This window comes from Salipiger sp., from assembly GCF_059781815.1.
Window position 1 is genome coordinate 1 of sequence record NZ_JBYNAH010000071.1, and the last position, 20,840, is coordinate 20,840.

Annotated in this window: 21 protein-coding genes; 9 read left to right on the plus strand and 12 right to left on the minus strand. The window is 67.6% G+C overall.

Annotation, left to right across the window (positions count from 1 at the left end):
• The 5 genes from AC6RA4_RS10330 to AC6RA4_RS10350 all read right to left on the minus strand — a co-directional run.
• Positions 1-624: AIR synthase related protein (locus AC6RA4_RS10330; RefSeq protein WP_500160013.1), on the minus strand; the 624-nt coding region annotated here is incomplete at its 3' end.
• On the minus strand, positions 621-1,166 hold the full coding sequence (locus AC6RA4_RS10335) for an MSMEG_0567/Sll0786 family nitrogen starvation N-acetyltransferase (RefSeq protein WP_500160015.1): 546 nt from the start codon (positions 1,164-1,166) through the stop codon (positions 621-623). The genes AC6RA4_RS10330 and AC6RA4_RS10335, both read right to left, overlap by 4 nt.
• Positions 1,163-2,278 (minus strand): MSMEG_0568 family radical SAM protein, encoded by a 1,116-nt coding sequence (locus AC6RA4_RS10340; protein ID WP_500160017.1) that lies wholly within the window; start codon positions 2,276-2,278, stop codon positions 1,163-1,165. Before AC6RA4_RS10340 ends, AC6RA4_RS10335 begins: the two co-directional genes overlap by 4 nt.
• Positions 2,271-3,239 carry a Nit6803 family nitrilase gene (locus tag AC6RA4_RS10345; RefSeq protein WP_500160019.1) on the minus strand — a complete coding sequence of 323 codons (969 nt, stop codon included), beginning with the start codon at positions 3,237-3,239 and terminating at the stop codon, positions 2,271-2,273. The genes AC6RA4_RS10340 and AC6RA4_RS10345 overlap by 8 nt, the downstream gene beginning before the upstream one ends.
• Positions 3,240-3,326: 87 nt before the next feature.
• Positions 3,327-3,809 (minus strand): MSMEG_0572/Sll0783 family nitrogen starvation response protein, encoded by a 483-nt coding sequence (locus AC6RA4_RS10350; protein WP_500160021.1) that lies wholly within the window; start codon positions 3,807-3,809, stop codon positions 3,327-3,329.
• A 280-nt stretch (positions 3,810-4,089) separates the two neighbouring features.
• Here AC6RA4_RS10350 and AC6RA4_RS10355 point away from each other — a divergent pair, with 280 nt between their 5' ends.
• Positions 4,090-5,457, plus strand: coding sequence for an aminotransferase-like domain-containing protein (locus tag AC6RA4_RS10355; RefSeq protein WP_500160023.1), 1,368 nt, complete (start codon positions 4,090-4,092; stop codon positions 5,455-5,457).
• 32 nt (positions 5,458-5,489) lie between these two features.
• Here the strand turns inward: AC6RA4_RS10355 and AC6RA4_RS10360 are convergent, their stop codons facing one another.
• Both AC6RA4_RS10360 and AC6RA4_RS10365 read right to left on the minus strand, forming a co-directional pair.
• Entirely contained in the window at positions 5,490-5,864 is a 375-nt protein-coding gene (locus tag AC6RA4_RS10360; RefSeq protein ID WP_500160024.1) for a DUF983 domain-containing protein, read from the minus strand.
• A 268-nt stretch (positions 5,865-6,132) separates the two neighbouring features.
• Positions 6,133-7,209, minus strand: coding sequence for an ABC transporter ATP-binding protein (locus tag AC6RA4_RS10365; RefSeq protein WP_500160026.1), 1,077 nt, complete (start codon positions 7,207-7,209; stop codon positions 6,133-6,135).
• A 133-nt stretch (positions 7,210-7,342) separates the two neighbouring features.
• Between AC6RA4_RS10365 and AC6RA4_RS10370 the strand changes: the two genes are divergently transcribed.
• The 7 genes from AC6RA4_RS10370 to AC6RA4_RS10400 all read left to right on the plus strand — a co-directional run bounded on the left by AC6RA4_RS10370 (position 7,343) and on the right by AC6RA4_RS10400 (position 13,916).
• Positions 7,343-8,044, plus strand: coding sequence for a GntR family transcriptional regulator (locus AC6RA4_RS10370; RefSeq protein ID WP_500160027.1), 702 nt, complete (start codon positions 7,343-7,345; stop codon positions 8,042-8,044).
• The gene (locus AC6RA4_RS10375; protein WP_500160029.1) at positions 8,041-8,952 is read left to right on the plus strand and encodes an alpha/beta hydrolase; all 912 of its coding nucleotides are present in this window, start codon (positions 8,041-8,043) and stop codon (positions 8,950-8,952) included. The genes AC6RA4_RS10370 and AC6RA4_RS10375 overlap by 4 nt, the downstream gene beginning before the upstream one ends.
• Before the next feature lie 24 nt (positions 8,953-8,976).
• The gene (locus AC6RA4_RS10380; RefSeq protein ID WP_500160031.1) at positions 8,977-10,191 is read left to right on the plus strand and encodes an ABC transporter substrate-binding protein; all 1,215 of its coding nucleotides are present in this window, start codon (positions 8,977-8,979) and stop codon (positions 10,189-10,191) included.
• A 77-nt stretch (positions 10,192-10,268) separates the two neighbouring features.
• Positions 10,269-11,192, plus strand: a complete 924-nt coding sequence (locus AC6RA4_RS10385) for a carbohydrate ABC transporter permease (RefSeq protein ID WP_500160033.1) — start codon at positions 10,269-10,271, stop codon at positions 11,190-11,192.
• The gene (locus tag AC6RA4_RS10390) at positions 11,192-12,025 is read left to right on the plus strand and encodes a carbohydrate ABC transporter permease (RefSeq protein ID WP_500160034.1); all 834 of its coding nucleotides are present in this window, start codon (positions 11,192-11,194) and stop codon (positions 12,023-12,025) included. Before AC6RA4_RS10385 ends, AC6RA4_RS10390 begins: the two co-directional genes overlap by 1 nt.
• A gap of 17 nt (positions 12,026-12,042) precedes the next feature.
• Positions 12,043-12,930 carry a sugar phosphate isomerase/epimerase family protein gene (locus AC6RA4_RS10395; RefSeq protein WP_500160036.1) on the plus strand — a complete coding sequence of 296 codons (888 nt, stop codon included), beginning with the start codon at positions 12,043-12,045 and terminating at the stop codon, positions 12,928-12,930.
• Positions 12,927-13,916 carry a Gfo/Idh/MocA family protein gene (locus AC6RA4_RS10400; RefSeq protein WP_500160037.1) on the plus strand — a complete coding sequence of 330 codons (990 nt, stop codon included), beginning with the start codon at positions 12,927-12,929 and terminating at the stop codon, positions 13,914-13,916. The genes AC6RA4_RS10395 and AC6RA4_RS10400 overlap by 4 nt, the downstream gene beginning before the upstream one ends.
• 147 nt (positions 13,917-14,063) lie before the next feature.
• Here AC6RA4_RS10400 and AC6RA4_RS10405 read toward each other — a convergent pair whose 3' ends face one another.
• From AC6RA4_RS10405 to AC6RA4_RS10425, 5 genes are all read right to left on the minus strand, one after another.
• Positions 14,064-15,383, minus strand: coding sequence for an ABC1 kinase family protein (locus tag AC6RA4_RS10405; protein WP_500160039.1), 1,320 nt, complete (start codon positions 15,381-15,383; stop codon positions 14,064-14,066).
• Complete coding sequence (locus tag AC6RA4_RS10410) at positions 15,380-16,585, minus strand: FAD-binding domain-containing protein (RefSeq protein ID WP_500160040.1); 1,206 nt, start codon at positions 16,583-16,585, stop codon at positions 15,380-15,382. The genes AC6RA4_RS10405 and AC6RA4_RS10410 overlap by 4 nt, the downstream gene beginning before the upstream one ends.
• 282 nt (positions 16,586-16,867) lie before the next feature.
• Complete coding sequence (locus AC6RA4_RS10415; RefSeq protein WP_500160042.1) at positions 16,868-17,458, minus strand: ferric reductase-like transmembrane domain-containing protein; 591 nt, start codon at positions 17,456-17,458, stop codon at positions 16,868-16,870.
• 47 nt (positions 17,459-17,505) lie between these two features.
• On the minus strand, positions 17,506-17,994 hold the full coding sequence (locus AC6RA4_RS10420) for a twin-arginine translocation pathway signal (RefSeq protein WP_500160043.1): 489 nt from the start codon (positions 17,992-17,994) through the stop codon (positions 17,506-17,508).
• Positions 17,995-18,346: 352 nt separating this feature from the next.
• The gene (locus AC6RA4_RS10425) at positions 18,347-19,012 is read right to left on the minus strand and encodes a GntR family transcriptional regulator (protein ID WP_500160045.1); all 666 of its coding nucleotides are present in this window, start codon (positions 19,010-19,012) and stop codon (positions 18,347-18,349) included.
• Positions 19,013-19,343: 331 nt separating this feature from the next.
• Between AC6RA4_RS10425 and AC6RA4_RS10430 the strand changes: the two genes are divergently transcribed.
• The coding region (locus tag AC6RA4_RS10430) for an amidohydrolase (protein WP_500160047.1) at positions 19,344-20,840 on the plus strand (1,497 nt) is incomplete at its 3' end.

Below are 20,840 nucleotides of genomic sequence, written 5' to 3' on the forward strand. Positions count from 1 at the left end.
CTTGCCGGCGCGCACGAGCCCGTCCTCGGCAAGCTTGGGAAGAATGTCCAGATCGCCGCGCAGGCGCGGGCCGGGCGCCTCGAGCGCGGCGCAGAAATTGTCGAAGTTGCGGTAGGTCCCGCGATGATCCGTCGCCGCGACGAGCACCTCGCCGGGCTGCGCGTCGACGCTGGTGATCAGCCGCGTCGCGCGCCCGAAGACCGAGGTGGCGATGCTGAGCTGCGCCGCGTTGAGGTTCGTGTGCCCGCCCACCACCGGCACGCCATAGGCGGCCGAGGCATCGCGCAGGCCTTGCAGCAGCGGCGCGGCGGCGGCCTCGTCCGGGGCCCAGACCTGATCCACCAGCGCGACGGAGCGCCCGCCCATGGCGGCGATATCGCTGAGGTTCACCATCATCGCGCACCAGCCGGCAAACCACGGGTCGTCGCTCACGAAGCCGGGGATGAAACCCTCGCCGGCAAGCAGGTCGTAGCCTCCGTCGCGCGGCAGGGGCGCCGCATCGTCGCCCGGTCGGCCCTCGGAGGAGGCGCTCAGCCCGAGCGCGCGGGTCGCGCGGGCGATGCCGAGCTTGGAGCGGATCGAGGGATGATCGCGCAGGCCGCGGGCGAGGTCGTCAAGGCTCATGCGGTCAGCCTGCGGGGGCGGTGATACCAGCCCGCCACCGGATCGGCGCAGGGCGGGTAGTGGGCAAGGTCGGCCTCCATCCGCATATGCGGGGTGCCGTGGATCAGGACCTCTTCGAGCGGGTGCCAGCGCAGGCGGCGGAACAGCACCACGTTCTGCATCTGCACGTGGGCAAGGAAACGCGTGCAGCCGCGCGCGTTGGCGGTGCAGACCGCCAGCCGGATCAACTCGGCCCCGAGCCGCCCCACGGCGCGGAAATCGCTGTCGACCGCGAGGCGCGAGCCCCACCAGAGCCCCGGCGTTTCCTCGTGGATGCGCACCGTGCCGACCACCTGGTCGGCCTCGTGGGCATAGGTCGAAAGCGCCACGAGATGGGTGGCGATCAGGTCGATCCCGTCGCGGTCATGCTCGGAAAAGATGCCCTGTTCCTCGACAAAGACACGGTGCCGCAGCGCCTGCGCGCCCTCGGCCTCGAAACGTTTCGAGGCGGCGCGGATGTAATAGCCGGGGCTGTGGAAGTCGCGCGGTTCGAACTCGATCATGCCGCGTCTCCTTCCGGCACCTTGAGCTTCTCGTAGGTGGCCAGCGCCGAGCAGGCGCCGCATTTGCCGCAGCCCGCCTTCATCTCCGACGACAGGATGCCGGCGCGGGCGATCATCTGGCCGAGCGGGCGCAGGATCTCTGCCATGAAGGCGGCGCTTGGTGCCGGGTGGCTTTCCAGCGGCGTGCCCGAGATCGGCACGAAGGGCACCACGAAAGGGTAGACGCCCATGGCGCAGAGCCGCGCGCTCATCTCGAGGATCGCCTCGGGCGTGTCGCCAAGCCCTGCAAGGATGTAGGTCGAGACCTGCCCGCGCCCGAAGACCTTCACCGCTGCCTCGAAGCTGGAGAAGTATTTCTCAAGGGGCACGCTCGCCTTGCCGGGCATGATGCGCTGGCGCACCTCCGGGGTGACCGCCTCGAGATGCATGCCCAGCGTGTCGATACCGGCGTCGAACATGCGCTGGTGCCAGGCGTCGTCTTCGGGCGGCTCGCACTGGCCCTGCAGCGGCAGGTCGACGGCGGCCTTGATCGCCTCGGCGCTCTCGCAAAGCACCCTGGCCCCGCGATCCTTGCCGGCGGGCGTGCCGGTGGTCAGCACCATGTGGGTGACGCCGTCGAGCTCGACCGCGGCCTTGGCCACCTCGGCCAGCTGCTGCGGCGTCTTGTGGGCGATGGTGCGGCCCGCGGCGAGCGACTGGCCGATGGAGCAGAACTGGCAGGTCTTCTTGCGGCTCTCGTAGCGGATGCAGGTCTGCAGCACCGTCGTGGCCAGCACGTCCTTGGAGTGCAGCGCGGCGATGTGACTGTAGGGAATGCCCTCCGCGGTCTTGAGCTGGTAGAACCTGGCCGCCGTGGGAAAGCGCACAGTGGCGACGAAATCGCCGTCACGGGTGACGCGGGCCTCGCCTGTGGCGTCGGGCGCCTCGACCAGGAACGGGCTGTCGAAGCTCGGGGCGGTGTGGACCGGGATCATCACCGTGCGCGCGCCGATGGTGATCGCCTTGTGATCCGAGGGGCCGGCCCCGCCGCGCCGGCTTTCGTGTCCGGCCCGGGGATCGACGAGGCGCATCCCGCGGGTCTGCAATTCGTTGATGAGCTGGGCCTCAGACATCCTGCTCTTCCTCCTTCGGTTCCGGGGTGGGTTCGGTGACGTGGCGAGTAAGGGCGGGCCGCGCATCGTGATTCAGCGACAGCAGCTCGGGCCGGGCATAGTGGCCGACGCTGTCCATCATGCGCTTGCGCTTGGCGACGAGCTTCATGTCGAGATCGGCGATCAGGATGCCCTCGCCTTCGGTCAGCGGCTCGGCGAGGTGGCGGCCTTCCGGCGAGATGATGCAGGTCATGCAGCCGGAGCGCATGGCCTTCTGCAGTTTCGGGTCGGGATGGATCTGGGCGATCTGCGCCTCGGTCAGCCAGCCGGTGGCGTTGACCACGAAGCAGCCGGATTCCAGCGCATGATGGCGCATGGTGACCTCGATCTGGTCGCGGAAGATATCGCCCACGAGGCTGCCGGGGTAGTGGCCGGCGTGGATTTCCTCGTGCTGGGTCATCAGGGCGTAGCGGGCGAGCGGGTTGTAATGCTCCCAGCAGGCCAGCGCGCCGACGCGGCCCACGCGGGTGTCGACCACCTTGAGGCCGGCGCCGTCGCCCTGCCCCCAGACCATGCGCTCGTGATAGGTCGGGGTGATCTTGCGCCGCTTCAGCGCCAGCGTGCCGTCGGCATCGAAGATGAGCTGGGCATTGTAGAGCGAGCCGTGGTCGCGCTCGTTGACGCCCAGCACCACCACGACCCCGCGCTTGCGCGCGGCATCGGCCACCGCCTGCGTCTCGGGCGAGGGCACGACCACCGCTTCCTTCATCAGCTCGAGATGCGGCGCCCCCTGCTGCACCGGGGGCAGCACGAAGCTGAAATAGGGGTAGTAGGGCACGAAGGTCTCGGGGAAGACGATGAACTGCGCGCCCTTGTCGGCGGCCTCGGCAATGGCGTTGAGAACGCGCTCGATGGTGCCGGCGCGGCCCGTAAGATCCGGGGCGATCTGGACGGCGGCGGCGCGGATGGTGTCGGTTCGCATGAGCTTGCCCTTGAGGGAAACGAATGGGCCGGACCGCGACGCGGGCGGCCCGAAAACCGGGGGCAGAGGCCGCCCCCGGAGACAGGGTCAGACGGTCCAGGTGTCGAGGATCACCGCGTTGGCCTTCTTGTGCAGCAGGATGCAGTCGAGCACGTCCTGCGGGGCGATCGGGGTGATGCCCGGCAGCAGCGAGGGCTCGCCATGGCCGTAAAGCGCCTGCAATGCGAAGCGGCAGGCACACACTTTGCCGCCTTCGCCCATGAACTTCTTCAGATTGACTGCAAAGTTCTGGTGCCCCGGGAAGGCCTCGTCGCCCAGCGTCGGAAAGCCGCGCTGGATGCCGAGGGTGACGCCGGGACCGTAGAGCAGGATCGAGGTCTCATAGCCTTTGCGGTTGAGGCGGATGGCGTTGAGGATGTTGACGAGGCCGATGGAGCCCTCGAAGGCGACGGTGTGGAAGGTGACAAGCGCCTTCTCTCCCTCGTCGGCCTTCACATCCTCGAAAACCTTCTCTTCGTAGTTGACGAAGAAATCCCCGTCCTTGTGCGCTTCCTTGGTGACTTCAGGCATCGTGCCCTCCTTGTTGGTTATGACCTCATGGTTGGCGCACGCAAATTGATTGCATCAATAAGCAGTTCAATGTACATACAATAAAAGAGGTATGGATCGCCGATCTTTGACCGCCACGCTGAATAATTGTGCAAATTCGGCGAGGTTTTCGCTTCAGATCCCGCCGCTGACAGCAAAACCCGAGACGGCTGCGACCAATGATTCTGCCAGAGGCATACAATCTCCCCTTCAATCCCGTCGGCGCATCGCATACACATTCCGAAACTCGAAGGCAGGACAGATGATCGACTGGGTTCCCGACACACTCGCCAGCGGCAAGCCGCGCTATCAGGCGATTGCCGACGCCATTGCCGTGGACATCCGCAGCGGCAAGCTCGCCGACGGCATGCGCCTGCCGCCGCAGCGTCGGCTCGCGGCGGCGCTCGGGATCGATTTCACCACCGTCAGCCGCGCCTATGCCGAGGCGCAGGCGCGCGGCCATGTCGAAAGCCATGTCGGGCGCGGCACCTTCGTGAAGGGGCATGTGGTCGCCGACCGCCCCGACCCCTCGCGCAGCGCCGAGGCCGACCTGTCGATGAACATGCCGCCCGAGCCGCAGGATCCCGAGCTGCGCCGCCGCATGCAGGAGGGGCTGGGCTATGTCTCGGCCAATCTCATCGACCTGCTGCGCTACCAGAGCGCCACCGGCTCCGAGCGCGACCGCGTCGCCGCCTCGAGCTGGCTGAGCATGCGCGGCATGGTGCCCGCGCTCGAGCGGGTCGCGGTGACACCGGGGGCGCACGCCACCATGGCGGCGATCCTGTCGATCATCACCCGCCCCGGCGACACGGTGCTTTGCGAGGCGATCACCTATCCCGGCATCCGCAACGTGACGGGCCGGCTGCGCCTGAACCTGATCGGCATCGAGATGGACGCGGACGGCATCCTGCCGGCGGCGCTTGACGCCGCGATCCGCGCGCACGGCCCCAAGGCGCTCTATCTCAACCCGACGCTGCAGAACCCGACCACGCTGACCATGCCCGAGGCGCGGCGGCTCGAGGTGGCCGAGGTGCTGCGGCGGCACGAGCTGATGCTGATCGAAGACGATGCCTATGGCTTCATCCCGGCCAAGGCGCCGGCGCCCATCGCGCTGTCGGCGCCGGATCTCACCTGGCACATCGGCGGGCTGGCGAAATGCATCGGCGCCGGGCTGCGGCTGGCCTTCACCATCGCGCCAACGCCGCGCTGCGCCCACCATCTGGCGCAGTCGATCCGGGCGCTCTCGGTGATGCCCTCGCCCTTGTCGATGGCGCTGGTCACGCAATGGATCGAGGACGGCACCGCTGACGGCATCCGCCGCTTCATCCGCGCCGAGAGCGCGGCGCGGCAGGCGCTGGTCGCCGAGGTGTTGCCCAACATGCGCTATCGCGGAGCGGAGAATGCCTTCAACATCTGGCTCGAGCTGCCCGAGGGCGTGGGCCGCGCCGATGTGGTCGCCCGCATGGCGCGGCGGCAGATCGGGCTGATGCCCTCGGACGCCTTCACCGTGCTGGGCAGTCCGGGCGAGCAATTGCGCGTCTGCCTCGGCGGGCCGACCACGCGCGAGACCCTGCGCGAGAACCTGCACGCGCTCGCCAACGCGCTGACGCCGAACAGTTTCATGGGCTGAGACTGTTCACGGGCTGAGGCCAGGCCCGCCGGTCAGCTCGCCTTTGCGCCGAAACCGTGCATGCCCTTGGCCCACTGAATCGCGACAATCATCCCTTTGACCGGGGGCAGCATCGCGAGCGACAGCGCCACCGTCCCGACCCCGAGGATCAGCGCCAGCATCAGCGGATTGTCGAGGAAACTCTTGTACATCAAGTGCATGGCAAAGCCCATGATGTGGCAGACAAGCAGGATCACGACATAGGCGGGACCGTCATCCGCACGCTGCGGCGTCAGGTCCAGGCCGCAGGCGGCGCAGGTCGGTGCCACCTTGAGATAGCCGCTGAAGAGCTTGCCCTCACCGCAATCCGGACAGCGCAGCCGAAGTCCCTTGAGGCTCGCATCCCTGGTGTCTCTTTGCTCGCACATGGTCCGGGTCCCGCTCTGGTCAAAACAGCGAGGCAGGACATCGCATCAATCAATGCTGCATGCAATAGCTTACATTGCATGCAGTCAATCCAAGAGCGCGTGAGCGGCACCCACCCGCGCAGGCGCCCGGGACGGCCACCGCCCGCTCAGGCTGTCGACGCCAGCGCGCCCCGCCCCGGCCGATCCCAAGCGGCGACGACCACGGGGGACATCCCTCGTGCCGGCGCCGCGCAGGGCCTCGACAGAGGAGGCGCGCCGGTCAGCCCTGTCAGGCCGCCACCAAGCGCTTGCCGCTCTCGCCATCGAAGTAATGCAGATCCGCGGCATCGTAGCTCAGCGGAATCGACGTGTCGCGGCGCAGGGCGACGTTGGGTGCCAGCCGGGCCGTCATTTCGGCACCGCCGAAGCGGCAGATCGCCATCGTGTCGGACCCCAGCGGCTCATAGACCTCGACCACCGGCGACAGACGCGCCGTGTCGCCCTCCGCCCATGTCAGATGCTCGGGCCGGATCCCCACATCGAGCCGCGCCCCGTCCCGGGCGGCGACCTCACCCAGCTCAAGCGTCTCGTTGCCGGTCTGCAGCCGCGGCGCACCGGCGCTGCGGTCGAGCACCCCGGAGAAGATGTTCATCTGCGGCGAGCCGATGAACTCGCCGACGAAGCGGCAATTCGGGCGCTCGTAGAGCTCCATCGGCGGGCCCTCCTGCACGATATGGCCGGCCTTCAGCACCACCACCTTGTCGGCCAGCGTCATCGCCTCGGTCTGGTCGTGGGTGACATAGACGGTGGTGGTGCCGAGCATGGCGTGCAGCCGCTTGATCTGGGTGCGCATCTCGACCCGCAGCTTGGCGTCGAGATTCGACAGAGGCTCGTCGAAAAGGAACACCGACGGCTCGCGCACGATGGCGCGCCCCATGGCGACCCGCTGGCGCTGACCGCCCGAAAGCTGGCCCGGCTTGCGCTCGAGATAATCGCCGATCTGCAGGATGCGCGCCGCCTCTTCCACCTTGGGGCCGATGTCCGATGCCTTCCAGCCGCGCATCTTCAGGCCGAACCCGATATTCTCGCGGATCGTCATGTGCGGGTAGAGCGCGTAATCCTGGAACACCATGGCCACGTCGCGGCCCTTGGGCTCGACCTCGTTGACCACGCGGCCGCCGATTCTCAGCGTCCCGCCCGAGATCTCCTCAAGCCCGGCGATCATCCGCAGCATCGTCGACTTGCCGCAGCCCGAGGGGCCGACAAAGGCGACGAACTCGCCATCTTTCACATGCAAATCAACACCATGGATCGCGCGATGCGCGCCGTAGTTCTTGACGATGCCCTCAAGCTGGATCTCTGCCATGTGGTCCTCCCTGACCTGCGGCCCCGGAAATGTGGGGTTGCATTATCGATATTAGTGATGTTATCGATATTGATAATGAACGACAAGGGCAAAGCCGCAAGGCCCCGCCCGACCGGAGGAGGACCGGCACAGAATGGCCGTTGAGAGTTTCACCAGCATGACCGTGAGCGATGTCACGCCGCGCCGCACGAGCAAGCGCAGCCATGCGCTCTTCGAGGCGCTCGAGAAGGAGATCGTACTGGGAACCCTCAAGCCCGAGCAGGCGCTCACCGAGATGGATCTCGCGCAGCGCTTCGGGTGCAGCCAGGGCACGGTGCGCGAGGCGCTGATGCGGCTCAACGAGGAGGGGCTGGTCAACCGCCTGCCCAACCGCGGCACCACCGTCGCCCCCTGTCATGCCGATGACGCCCGCGCGCTGCTGCATGTGCGCCGCGAGGTCGAGTGCACCTATCTCGACCGCGTGGTGGCGCGCGCCGATGCGGTGCTCGAGCAGGAGCTGCACGACCTGCTCAACGCCATGCGCAATGCGGCGCGGGATGGCGACGAGTACCGGCTCTCGGTCTTCGACCGCGCCTTCCACCGCCGCCTCTTCGAGGCCGCCGAGCTGCCGCTGGTGGCGCCGATCCTGACTCGTTGCCTGATCCACAACCACCGCTTCAAGATCCTCAACGCCCAGCCCAACCGCGAGTTGGAGGCCACCGCCGAGCGCCACGTGCCGATCCTCGACGCGCTGGCCGCCCGCGATGTCGCCGCGCTGCGCGAGCTGCTCTCGCATCATATCGCCACCATCGTCGATTTCGGGCCCGACCTCAGCGACACCGGTGAAAGCGCGTGAGCGCGCCGTCGCCCACCATGCGCACCGTGCTCGAGCGGCTGGCACAGGAGGATGCCGGGCTTGCCGATCCGACCCTGATGGCGCCGCAGCACGCCCGCGCGCTGGCCGAGCTGACCAATTTCCGCTGGAACGCCGAGCTGCCCGAGATGGCCGAGGCACGCACGGTGATCCATGCCGACCTGCCGGCGCGCTGGGTGATGCCGGAGAACGACACTGGCGCTGAGGCGATCCTGCACGTGCATGGCGGAGGCTGGGCGCTGTGCTCGCCGATGACCCACGAGGGCGCGGCTCGGCGAATCGCCGAGGCCTGCGCCTGTCCGGTACTGACGGTCGATTACCGCCTCGCCCCCGAGAACCCCTACCCCGCGGGCCTGTCGGACATCCTGCGCGCCTGGCGCGCCCGCGATCCCGCCCGCCGCTGGAGCCTCGCCGGCGACAGCGCTGGGGCAAACCTTGCCCTGGCGGCGATGCTTCACCTGATCGACGAGCGCGCCGAGCTGCCGGCCTGCGGGCTGCTGTTCTACGGTGTCTACGGCGCGGATTTCGAGAGCGAGAGCTACATCCGCAACGCCGACGGCCCGGGCCTGACCCGCGCCAAGATGATGCGTTACTGGGACTGGTACGCCCCCGAGACCAAGCGCGGCGCGCCAACCGTGGCGCCGCTGACGGCCAGCGACGCGCAGCTGCGCGCGCTGCCGCCGCTCTACCTGAATGCCGCCGAGCTCGACCCGCTGCTCTCGGACACCGAGGCGCTGGTCGCACGGCTCCGCGCGCTTGGCCGCGCCGACGCCTACGACCTGATCGAGGGCGTCGTGCACGGCTTCATGCAGATGGGCTCTGCCCTGCCGGAGGCGCGTGACGCCTTCATCAAGGCGGGCGAGGTCTTTCGCAGGATTACCGCCCCGTAGGGGCGGAAAAACAGGGAGGAAGTTATGACATTCAAGACATTGACAGGGATCGCCTCGACGCTGGCGCTCTGCGCGGGCATGGCCAGCGCCGACAGCACGGTGCGCTTCTGGTACCATTTCGACAATGCCGACAACCCGATGGATGCGCTTGTCGCCGCCTTCGAGGAGGCCAATCCCGGCATCACCGTCGAGGCCGAGAACATCCCGTGGAACAGCTATTACGACCAGCTCTACACCGCTGTGATCGGCGGCAACGCGCCCGACGCGGCGATGGTCAAGATGTTCGCCCAGCCCCGCCTCGTCGAGATGGGCGCGCTGCAGCCGATCGATGACTGGCTCGCCAGCTGGGACGGCGCCGACGGCCTGCAGGACAACCTGATCGAGCTCACCAAGGGCCCCGACGGCAAGCAATATTACCTGCCGGTGCAATACGTGGTGCTCTATCTCTACTACCGACCCGACATGTTCGAGGAGCTGGGCCTCTCGGTTCCCACCACCTGCGAGGAATTCCGCGAGACCGCCAAGGCACTGACCCGCGACACCGATGGCGATGGCCAGACCGATGTCTACGGCTTTGGCTTCCGCGGCGCCAAGGGCGGCCATGACCATTGGGCGAGTTTCACGCTGGGCGCCGAGGGCGTGAGCCTCACCGAGGGGCTGACCTCTGAGGCGGGCGTCGCCGGCACGCAGTTCGTGGCGGATCTGTTCCAGAAAGACGGCGTCTTCCCGCCCTCGGCCCCCAACGATGGCTTCCAGGAGATCATCGGCGCCTTCAAGGCCGGCAAGACCGCGATGACCATCCACCATATCGGCTCGGCCAACGGCATGGTCGAGGCGCTGGGAGACAACGTCTCGGCGGCGCCGGTGCCGGAATGTGGCGGCGGCCACTGGACGGCCTTCGGCGACGAGAGCACCGCGGTGCTGTCCTCGGCGGAAGATCCGGAAGCGGCGTGGAAGTGGATCACCTTCCTGTCGTCGGAAGGCAACAACACCATGTTCAACGAGGCCACCGGCCAGCTGCCCGTGGTGAAGGCCGACAGCGAGAGCTGGACGCTGCACCCGCAGCGCTTCGTACAGGCCACCGTCGACAGCCTGCCCTTCGCCGAGATGCTGCCCAACAGCTCGGCCACGGCGGATTTCGTCAACACCGCCTGGCCCACCAACATGCAGCGTGTTCTGACCGGCGACATCGAGCCGGCCGAGATGAACGCCAAGATCGAAGAGCTCTTCGCCGAGTAAGCGCGCTCTCCCTGATCCGGGCGCCCCCAGGCGGCGCCCGGAGACCCCCGCTCCCCAAGCCGAAAGCCCCGTGCCCCATGACGGACGCGACCATGACCCATGTCTCCGAGACACCCAAGCACCGCGCCTCGCTGGGCCGCCAGGTGCTGCCCTACGCGATGCTCACCCCGGCGGTGCTCGTCACGCTTGCCATCGTGTTCTTCCCGATGCTGCAGACCGCGTGGATGAGCCTGCACGAATACGTCCTCTTCCGCCCCAACGATTTCACCTGGGTGGGGCTCGACAACTTCAAGGCGGCGCTCAATGACGAGGTGTTCTGGATCTCGCTCAAGCACACCATCATCTGGATGTGCACCACGATCCCGGCGCAGCTTTTGCTGGGGCTGGTGACCGCGCTGCTGCTCAACCAGGACTTCCCGTGGCGCCCCGTTGCGCGCGCGCTGATCATCATCCCGTGGGCGCTGCCTTCGGTGGTGATCGCGCTGATGTGGGTGTGGATCTATGACAGCAATTACGGCATCGCCAACGAGTTCCTGCTGCGCATGGGGCTGATCCAGCAGGCGATCCCGTGGCTCGCCGATCCCGACACGGCGCTGGCCTCGATCATCCTCACGCTGACCTGGCAGGGCTTCCCGTTCTTCGCGGTGATGATCCTCGCGGGCCTGCAGTCGATCCCGCAGAGCTATTACGAGGCCGCCTCCATCGACGGTGCCTCGGCCTGGCGGCAGTTCTGGCACATCACCCTGCCCGGCATCTCCGGCGTGATGATGACCGCCGTGCTGCTGCGGATGATCTGGGTCGCCAACAGCTTCGACGTGATCTTCGTGATGACCGGAGGCGGCCCCGGCTATGCCACCCACACGCTGCCGCTCTATGCCTTCATCAAGGCCCGCACCAATCTCGATTTCGGCTACGGCTCGGCCATCGCCGTGCTCTTCACCCTGCTGTTGATGGTGGTCGTGGTCTTCTACCTCAAGCGCACCGGAAAGGCGGTGTCCTGATGGCCCTGCACAAACCCTCCACCACCAAGCGCATCCTGACGGTCGATCTGCCGATGGCGGCGATCCTGGTCTTCACGCTCGGGCCTTACCTGTGGATGTTCATCACCTCGGTCAGCGACGAGAGCACGCTCTTCACCGAAGGGCCGTCGCTGCTCAACGCCACCATCGAGAACTACACCCGTCTGTTCCGCACCGTGGGCTTTGCCGAGAACCTGCTCGACAGCTTCATCGTCGCCGGCGGCACGGTGATCGTCGGCCTCTCGCTCAGCGTCACGGCGGCCTATTCGTTCTCGCGCTTCAACTTCAAGGGCAAGCGCATCCTGATGCTGCAGTTCCTGCTCATCAACATGTTCCCGCTGGTGCTGCTCATCCTGCCGCTCTTCGTGCTGATGCGGGTGCTGGGGCTGCTCGACACCCACATCGCGCTGATCATCGCCAACTCGACCGTGGCGATCCCGTTCTCGATCTGGATGATGGTCAGCTACATGAACGGCATTCCGCGCTCGCTCGACGAGGCGGCGATGACCGACGGCTGCACGCGGATGCAGGCGCTGCGCCGGGTGGTGCTGCCGCTCTGCCTGCCCGGGATCATCGCCACCGGCATCTACATCTTCATCACCTCCTGGAACGAGTATCTCTACGCCCTCACGCTTGGCGGCCGCAACGTGCGCACCATCACCGTCGCCGTGCAGACGCTGATCGGCGAGTACGAGGTGCAGTGGGGCCTGCTCACCGCCGGCGGCATCGTCGGCGCGCTCCCTGCCACCGTGCTCTTCCTGCTGGTGCAGAAACGCCTGATCTCCGGCCTCACGCAAGGCGCGGTCAAGGGCTGACGGAAAGGACAACACCCGTGAAAAACCCCATCGGCATCATCTCCATGCAGTTCATCCGGCCCTTCGCCGGAAAGGACCTGCACTATTTCCAGAAGGCCGCCGATCTCGGCTTCGACTTCGTCGAGCTTCTGGTGCCCGACCCCGAGGACGACCTCAGCATCGCCGACGTGAAGAAGGCCGCCGAGGACGCCGGCATCTTCACCGTGCTGGCCGCCCGGGTGAACCAGCAGCGCTCGATCGCCTCCGACGACGAGGCCAATCGGCAGGGCGGCATGGACTACCTCAAGCTCTGCATCGACGTCGCCGCCGAGCTCGGTGGTGGCATCGTCGGCGGGCCGCTCTACGGCGAGCCGATGGTGTTTGCCGGGCGCCCGCCGGTGCCGCGCAGCGACGACGAGATCGCCGCCCGCGCCGAGCGCACGATTTCGGCCTTCCAGACCATCGCGCCGCTGGCCGAAGCCGCCGGCGTGACCTTCGCCGTCGAGGCGCTGAACCGGTTCGAGACCGATATCCTCTCGACCACCCGGCAGGCCTGCGAGGTGGTCGACGCGGTCGACAATCCGGCCTTCAAGCTGATGCTCGACACCTTCCACATGAACATGGAAGAGCGCTCGATCCCCGATGCCATCCGCATGGCGGGCGACCGGATCGTGCATTTCCAGGCCAACGAGAACCATCGCGGCCATCCCGGCACCGGCCATATCGACTGGACGGCGGTGATGCGCGCGCTGGCGCAGGTGAACTATGCCGGGCCGATCTCACTCGAGCCGTTCCGCCGCGCCGACGACCGCGTCGCGCTGCCCATCGCGCATTGGCGCGCCCCGCGCGAGGACGAGAGCGAAAAGCTCATGGCCGGGCTCGGCGTCATCCGAAACGCCCTCACGCTCGCAGAGGTGGACCAATGATCAATATCGGCTGGATTGGCTGCGGCCGACACGCGCGCCAGATGCTGCTGCCGCAGCTCGGGCGCAACGACATCCGCATCGCGGCGCTTTGCGACCGCGACGGCGAGGCGCTGAAGAAAACGGCGGCGGAATACGGCGTCACCGCGCTGCACGATGATTTCCGCGAGATGATCAAGACGCCGGGGCTCGACGCCATCGGCATGGCGGTGGGCCCCGAGTTGCACCGCATGGCGACGCTGGCGGCGCTCGAGGCCGGGCTGCCGGTCTTCATGGAAAAACCCCCCGCCGCCACCGCCGCCGGTGCGCTCGAAATCGCCAAGGCGTCTGAAAAGGCTGGGAAACCGGTGATGGTCGGCTTCATGAAGCGCTATTCCACCGGCAACCGCATGGCGATGAACGTGCTGAAGGGCGGAACGTTCGGCGATGTCCTTGGCATCACCGGCGCCTACATGACCGCGCCGACCTATTTCGAGGGCGCCCCCGACTACACCAGCTTCTACCTGCATCACTGCGTGCACTACATGGACCTGATCCCGTGGTTCGCGGGCGAGGATTTCGGCGACATGCAGGTGCGCTCGGTCTCGCCGCAGCCGGGCAAGCTGCTGCTGCATCTCAACTTCACCACCGAGCAGGGCAAGATCGGCAATATCGTCATGGGCACGGTGCAGTCGCGCGGCACGCCGATGGAAGAGATCCGCATCATGGGCGATCACGCCCGTCTGCATGTCGACAACATCATCAACGTGGCGCTCTACCGCGACCCGCCCTTCAAGGCCGACGATCCCGGAGCGGTGCTCGACCCGGCCTGCGACACGCTGAGCTGGACGCCCAACTTCACCGCCGCCGCCAACGAGGACCACAAGGGCTACGCCGCGCTTCTGGCGGACGTGGCGGCGGTGCTGCGCGGCGAAAGCCGGGACGTGCCCGATATCGGCGACGGCGTGCGTGCGATGGAGCGGCTCGAGCGGATGATCTCCCAGATCTGATCCGGCGCGTCTGCCCGCCGGCTTGCCGCAACAGCGAACAGAGGTCGCATCCCGACAGGACGGGATCGGCCGTCACAACCTTTCAGACGCCGGCCCCGGACCGCGAAGGGGCGGCGATCTCTGTTCCTCCGGGCGCCCCCGACAAGCTCACTCGAGGCAGGCGCTCAGCCCGGCCCGAAGCGGCAGGACCGCCCCGAGCCGCGCCGCGAGGAGAAACATGCCGCCCAGCTTGCGCTGCAGATACAGGACATCCATCGGCGGCTCGGGCGGAACATAGCCGGCCTCGGCCAAAGCCAGCCCTTGGGCGCGCATCTGGTTGCGAAGGGACGGGTCCGCGAAGTCGAACGGCCCGGAGGCGCACAGCGCGGCAAAGACCGTCCGGGTCATCCTCACCAGATCGGGTCCGAACGGGTCGTTCGGCGACAGGATCCTAAGCCCTTCGAGCGCACGCAGAATGGCCTCGGGATCGTCCTCGAGACCGGCCCGCAGCAGCGCCCGCCCTGCGCGAAGAACCTCCGGATCAAGCGCGCGCGCGGCCCCGAAATCGAGCAGCACGATCCGCCCGGTCTCGGGCTGGTAGCGGAAATTGGCGAAGTTCGGATCGCTCTGGGTCAGGCCGAAGCCGAAGATCTCGCGCAGCGAAAGCTCGATGAGCGCCGACGCCACCCGGTTGCGCTCGTCCTGCGGGCGCTCGGCGACCGTCTCGATGGGATGGCCCGGCAGCCAGCTCATCGTCAGCACACGCGGCGTGCTCCAATCCTCGTGCCAGTCCGGCAACACGAAGCGCGGGTCGTCGCCCAGCAGATCGGCGAACCGGTTCAGCTGGCGCCCCTCGCGGGCGTAGTCGGTCTCTTCATGCAGCTGGCGCCGGGCCTCGGCGAGATAGGGGGCCAGCTCGAACCCTTTCGGCACGAGGCCCGACAGCTTCAGAAGCGCCCCGACATTGGTCACGTCGCTGTCGATGCTGCGGGCGACGCCCGGGTATTGCACCTTGATCGCCACCTCGCGCCCGTCCGCCAGCTCGGCCCGGTGGACCTGCCCGATGCTGGCCGCCGCCACCGGGCGCACGTCGAAACTGCGAAACGCCCGGCGCCAGCCCGCGCCCCAGCTCTCGTCGAGCACGTCGCGCAGCTGTTTCGGCGGCATGAAATCGGCCTGATCGCGCAGCCGGGCGAGGATCTCGGCCAGCTCCGGCGGCAGCACCTCGCCGCTGTCCATCGAGATCAGCTGGCCAAGCTTCATCGCGCTCCCGCGCATCCTCGCCAGCTCGTCGGCGACACGACCGAGATTGCCGGGGGTGAGCAGCAGGCGGCGCATCTCGGGGCGGCTGCCGCGCCCGGCCTGCCCAAGCGCACCGAGCGCCATGTTGCCCGCGATCCCGGCCGCCATGCCGCCAAGCCGCAGGGCGCGGGTCATGCGCCCGGACGGGATCGCGACAGGCTTGGCGACGGGGCGCTTCTCGCTCATGTCAGCCCCGCCTGCGCCAGGATCTGCGGCAGCTTCTTGCGCAGTTTGAAAAAGCCCGCCGTCGCGTGCGGCCAGACCAGCGCATCCCAATCTCGTTGCCATTCGGTCAGCGCAATGCCCGCGGCGTCAAGCGCGGGGGCCGCGGCAGAGATCCAGTCGCGCAGGGGGCCGGTCGGGATATAGCCGGTTGCGATCTGGGTCGCGCCCGCCGCCTGCGCATGGCGCGGCAGCCCGGCGGGGTCCCACGCATCGAGCCAGTCCGGCGCTCGCCCGAGCCGCCTGGCGCTATCTGCTAGTGCTGCCTCCTCAAAGCGGCACACGTCCTGCGCCACCGGCAGCGGCGAACGCAAGACGCTGGCCCGCAGACAGAGCACCCCCCGCAGATCGAGTCGCTCCGGCGCGAAATCGCCGGGCTGGCAATCCTCCTCGGTCAGCAGCAGCAGCGTCGGCACCCCCTCGCGCGGGGGCGACACGGGACGCAGCGGCTGACGCTCGGGCAGCGGGGCGTCGAGCGGCGCGGCTTCCTGCGCGAGACACCCGTCCGGCAGCCGCACCCGGCCCTTGGTGAAGCGCGCGATATTCGAGGCCTGCGCCTCGTAGTGCTTGCCGCGCGTGTGCAGCCCGGCCACCCAGCGCCAGCTGCAGGTGTTCGAGGCCGGATCGCCATCGAGAAGGTGGCGCAGGAAGAGATCCGCCCCCAGACGCCAGGGAAGCCCCATCGTGAAGATCCAGATCGAGGCAAACCACATCCGGGCATGGTTGTGGAGGTAGCCGGTCTCGCGCAGCTCGGTGGCCCAGTCATCGAACCCGGCGAGCCCGGTCCCTCCCTCGCAGGCCCGCGCAACGCGCTCGCGCAGATCCTTATTCTGCTCCAGCGCCGCAAGATCGCGGCGCAGCCCGTCGCGATAGTCGTCCCAGACCTGCGGCCGCTGTTCCAGCCAACCCTTGAAGTAGCTGCGCCAGAGCACCTCGGCGACGAACGCCCCGGCGCGTTCCGCCCCATGCCCCTCGACGGCTGTCGCAATCACCTCCGGCTCGGTGACCAGCCGTCGACGCAGGGCGGGCGAAAGGCCCGAAACATGCCTGTGCCCTCCGGGGCCAAGATCGAAGTTGCGCATCTCGGCGTAGGCCTCGCCCATCGAGGGCCGAAAGGCCCTCAGCCGCCGCAAAGCCGCGTCGCGGGTTGCCTCTGTCGCCGTCACGCCGTCCTCCCTGTTCGTCCGTTGAGGAAAATGCGGCGGGCGCACCGGCTTTCAACCCCGCGAGGCCGTTCAACGGATTGTGGCGGCGCAGACGCCGTCGCGACGCGCTGACGCGGCAGGTCGGAACACCGTCGAGATCCGGGACGGGCGGCCAATCCCTGCGCGCATGCCGACCGGGCGCGTGCCGCGTCCGGGCCAGAGAACGCCCGATCGAAGCAGCGCGATGCTGGACAGGCTCTGCAGCCGCGCGAGAGGCAACCGAGCCGTGGACCGCCGGGCGGGTCAGGGACCGGGCCTGCGTGGCTGCAAACGTGGCGCGCGGATGCGGTGCCGCATGACCACCAGACCGCAGGCCGCCACCACGAGAAGGCAAAGCAGCGCCTTCGAGAGCGTACCCATCGTGCCTTCGATCAGAAGCGCATGCACCACGCTGCCTGCGACCACCACGAGCGCCAGCGCGCGATGCCCGAGATGCCAGCGCCGCGTCTTCACGCCGACCCGCGCCATCCCCTGCATCGCAAAGAGCGCCCACATGGCGATGACGCCCCAGGCCGAAAACGGCGTCGGTGACCTAAACAGCAGAGCGTCGATGACATCCGGAGGGCTGGTGATCCAAAGCCCCGCCACGTGCACCACGACACACAGGACAAGCAGCATCCCGGCGCGCCGGTGCATCCGCCGTCCCCGCGCCCCGTGCAGGCCCGGCAGACGGCCCGACGCCAACAGGGGCTGCAGCAGGAGAAACGCCATCGCGACGATGCCGGCAAAGCCCGCGACGATATAGACCGGGCGGCGCCACGCCAGCAGCGGGCTGCCGGCCGCAACGATCAGGGGCACCGCAATGGCCAGCGCGAGCGCGGTCCAGACCAGCACGGCCCGGAGCCTCTCTGCCTGCCGCTGACCCAAGCCGGCGCTGCCGTTCAAACCGGGCGCAGCACGAAATGCGCTTCGAGACTGCGGTCGCGTGCGCTTGTCATCAGGGGGCGGAGAAAGACGGTTTCGAAATCGCCGCTGTCATAGGCCAGATGGCCGTGCGGCTGGCCGAAGGCCGGCACGATCTGCGGCATCTCGAGCCGGAAGACTCCGTTGGCATCGGTGAGCGTGGCGCCGTGGCTTTGGGGGTCGCGCTCGTGCCCTTCGGTGGTGTGGGCCCAGATCTGGATCCGTTGCCCGGCGAGAGGGGCACCGTCTCCGGCGCGCCGGACGGTGCCGGTCATCCAGAACCCGCCACCGCCGATCCGCTCGACGATGGGCGCGCCGGGGCGGTAGTTGTTGCGACCGCCGCGCATCGACGGTGTCGGCGCAAGCCCCTGCGCCCGGGCCGGAACGGCCCCGGCCATGACGGCGGAGGCGATCGCGGCTCCGCTCGAGGCCACAAGTCGGCGGCGTGTAAAGAGGGTGGTGGTCATCCGAGCATCTCCCTGTCAGTCCATGTCTGGGCGTGGCGGCGACGCGGCCGCTTGCTGTGAGAGGGTTATAGCGCGTTGGCGCCGCTGCACCAAAACACAAGCAGTTGCGCGACCCGTGTAAGCGGCACCACCTCGCGGCAACTCATCACAAAATAGAACAGCAGCCGTATCCTGCGGCGGGTTCATCGCGCGATGGGCGATCCGACCACCACCGAGAAACGGCATCCCGCGTTCACGGTCAGGTCTCCGCCCGCGAAAGGGCGTCCTTGCCCTGCAGACTGTAAAGTGTCGGCCCATTGAAGAAACGGCATATCCTCAAGGACACCGGTCGCGGCCTGAAGCTCCGCCCGCTCTATTCCGAAAGCTCGCCGAGATAGGCGACGATCCCGTCCACCGACCCCGCGACGTCGCGCCTCATGACCCGCGCCGCGGCGTCCGCATCACCGGCCTTCATTGCTGCGACAACAGCGTAATGCTCGTCGATCATCGAGCGGCCGCCGCGCTCGTAATAGCCCGAGACCACCGGACCGGTCTGCAGCCAGAGCGCGCTCAGGATGCCGCCAAGAACCTCCATCTCGGCGATCTGGACGATCTTGAAGTGGAACTCCTGATTGCAGGCCGAGGCAGCATCCCAGTCCTCTTCGCGAAAGGCGGATTCGTTGCGGTCGATGATCTCTTCGAGCGCCGCGATGCCCTGAGCATCGATGCGCGCCGTGGCCCGGCGCGCCGCGATGGCCTCGAGTTCGACGCGAATTTCGATAATCTCGCGAAAACGCGCCTCGGTGAGCAGCGGCACCCGCACGTCACGCAAAGAGCGCTGTTCAAGCGCATTGTCCTGAATAAGCCGCGTTACCGCGTCCCGGACCGGGGTGGAACTGGTGCCGAGACTGTCGGCAAGGGCTCGGATGGTGAGCTTGGTGCCGGGCTTGAGCCGCCCGGACATCAGCGCGCGACAGATCTGGTCATAGGCCGAGTCGCCCAGCTTGACCGATGTCACGGCCTCGAATGTTGGCTGCATGTCCCTCTCCGCTCCCTGAAGCCTCTGCTCAACAGCGGCTCAAACCACCATTGAAGCGATATATATGATGCGTCAAGGGCGCGAGTCGCCCTGCTGCCCGCTGTGCCTATCCGCTCGGAGCCCGTTTTCAGCCCGGAGATCGCGATCCGCAGCGGCCTTACCAAGGGAGAGGGGCAATTTCGCGTAAAAATTCGCCAAAATGCGCGCATCTCAGGCGCAAACAAATTTGATGCATCAAATTTGATGCTTGCCGCTTGCATTGCCGCGGGGACTGCCGTCTCTCTTTCGGAAAGCCTGCGGGCGACGGACACAACCATTGGAAGGGCGAGCCATGGCTCAGACAGCAGACCGGATCCTGACCGGAGGACGCATTTGGTGCGGCAAGGACGAGGGCTTCGTGGAGGCGCTTGCGATCTCCGGAGACCGCGTGCTCGCCACCGGCACCGCAGCCGAGATCGCGGCGCTCCGCGGGCCGCAGACCGAGGTGATCGCGCTCGACGGGCGCCTCGCGATCCCGGCGCTGAACGACGCGCACACCCACATGGCGATGATCGGCCTGCACCTCCTCGATGTCGATATCCGCCCCGGCGTGGTCTCTTCGGTGGCCGAGATCTGCGACAGCCTCGCCGAACGCGCCAGCAAAACGCCGGCCGGCGGCTGGGTCGTGGCGCGCGGCTATGACGACTCCAAGCTGGCCGAAGGGCGCGACCCGACCCGCGCCGAGCTCGATGCCGCTGTCCCCGACCACCCGGTCTTCATCGCGCGCACCTGCGGGCATGTGGGCATCGCCAATTCGAAGGCGCTCGCCCTCGCCGGCATCTCGGAAGACACGCCGGACCCGAGCGACGGCGTCATCGGACGGACCGACGGGGCGCTCAACGGCCTGCTCGGCGAAAACGCCCGCTTCCCGCTTTTCGAGGTCATGCCGAAGCCGACGCTCGAGAACTATGTCGATGCGATCGAAGCCAGCAGTGACATCCTGCTCTCCTACGGCATCGCCTCGACGATGGACGCGGCCATCGGCATGAACGACGGCTGGCTCGAGTGGCAGGGCTACGTGGCGGCGCGCGAGTGCGGCCGGCTCAAGGTGCGCATCACCGCCTGCCTGATCGGCGACAAGGAGAAGTCGATCCTCGATCAGGCCATCGCCGAAGGGCTGGTGACCGGCAAGGGTTGCGACATGCTCCGCGTCGGCCCAGTGAAGTTCTTTACCGACGGCTCGGGCAGCTCGGGCACCGCCGCGATGAGCCTGGGCTACAACCACGTGCCCGGCACCGGGGTGCTGTGCCTGACCGAAGAGGAATGCCTCGCGCTGGCGCGCAAGGCGCATGGCAATGGCTTCCAGATGGCGATCCATGCCATCGGCGATCTCGCCATCGACCAGATCCTCGACGCCTTCGAGACGGTGCAGGCCGAAGACCCACGCCCCGACATCCGCCACCGGGTCGAGCATTGCGGCTGGGTCCGGCCCGAGCATCAGGACCGGCTCGCCGCGCTCGGCGCCCTGCCCTCGCCGCAACCCAACTTCATCTATTTCCACGGCGAGACCTACATCCGCAACATGGGGCTCGAGCGCGCCGCCAAGAGCTATCCGCTGCGCGACTGGATCGACCGCGGCCTGCACGTGCCGGCCTCGAGCGATTGCCCCTCGGCGCCGCTGAACCCGTTTCAGGTGATCTATGGCATGGTCGCCCGCAAGAGCTGGAAAGGCTCCGAGATCGGGCTCGACCAGCGCATCAGCATGGCCGAGGCGCTGCACGCCTATACCTACGAGAGCGCCTATGCCGGCCATGACGAGACCCGCAAGGGCCGCCTCGTGCCGGGCCAG

Bases quoted from the DNA above. Each gene is read 5' to 3' on its own strand.
- AC6RA4_RS10335 (WP_500160015.1), bottom strand. From the start codon at position 1,166: ATGATCGAGTTCGAACCGCGCGACTTCCACAGCCCCGGCTATTACATC.
- AC6RA4_RS10340 (WP_500160017.1), bottom strand. From the start codon at position 2,278: ATGTCTGAGGCCCAGCTCATCAACGAATTGCAGACCCGCGGGATGCGC.
- AC6RA4_RS10345 (WP_500160019.1), bottom strand. From the start codon at position 3,239: ATGCGAACCGACACCATCCGCGCCGCCGCCGTCCAGATCGCCCCGGAT.
- AC6RA4_RS10350 (WP_500160021.1), bottom strand. From the start codon at position 3,809: ATGCCTGAAGTCACCAAGGAAGCGCACAAGGACGGGGATTTCTTCGTC.
- AC6RA4_RS10355 (WP_500160023.1), top strand. From the start codon at position 4,090: ATGATCGACTGGGTTCCCGACACACTCGCCAGCGGCAAGCCGCGCTAT.
- AC6RA4_RS10360 (WP_500160024.1), bottom strand. From the start codon at position 5,864: ATGTGCGAGCAAAGAGACACCAGGGATGCGAGCCTCAAGGGACTTCGG.
- AC6RA4_RS10365 (WP_500160026.1), bottom strand. From the start codon at position 7,209: ATGGCAGAGATCCAGCTTGAGGGCATCGTCAAGAACTACGGCGCGCAT.
- AC6RA4_RS10370 (WP_500160027.1), top strand. From the start codon at position 7,343: ATGGCCGTTGAGAGTTTCACCAGCATGACCGTGAGCGATGTCACGCCG.
- AC6RA4_RS10380 (WP_500160031.1), top strand. From the start codon at position 8,977: ATGACATTCAAGACATTGACAGGGATCGCCTCGACGCTGGCGCTCTGC.
- AC6RA4_RS10385 (WP_500160033.1), top strand. From the start codon at position 10,269: ATGACGGACGCGACCATGACCCATGTCTCCGAGACACCCAAGCACCGC.
- AC6RA4_RS10390 (WP_500160034.1), top strand. From the start codon at position 11,192: ATGGCCCTGCACAAACCCTCCACCACCAAGCGCATCCTGACGGTCGAT.
- AC6RA4_RS10400 (WP_500160037.1), top strand. From the start codon at position 12,927: ATGATCAATATCGGCTGGATTGGCTGCGGCCGACACGCGCGCCAGATG.
- AC6RA4_RS10405 (WP_500160039.1), bottom strand. From the start codon at position 15,383: ATGAGCGAGAAGCGCCCCGTCGCCAAGCCTGTCGCGATCCCGTCCGGG.
- AC6RA4_RS10420 (WP_500160043.1), bottom strand. From the start codon at position 17,994: ATGACCACCACCCTCTTTACACGCCGCCGACTTGTGGCCTCGAGCGGA.
- AC6RA4_RS10425 (WP_500160045.1), bottom strand. From the start codon at position 19,012: ATGCAGCCAACATTCGAGGCCGTGACATCGGTCAAGCTGGGCGACTCG.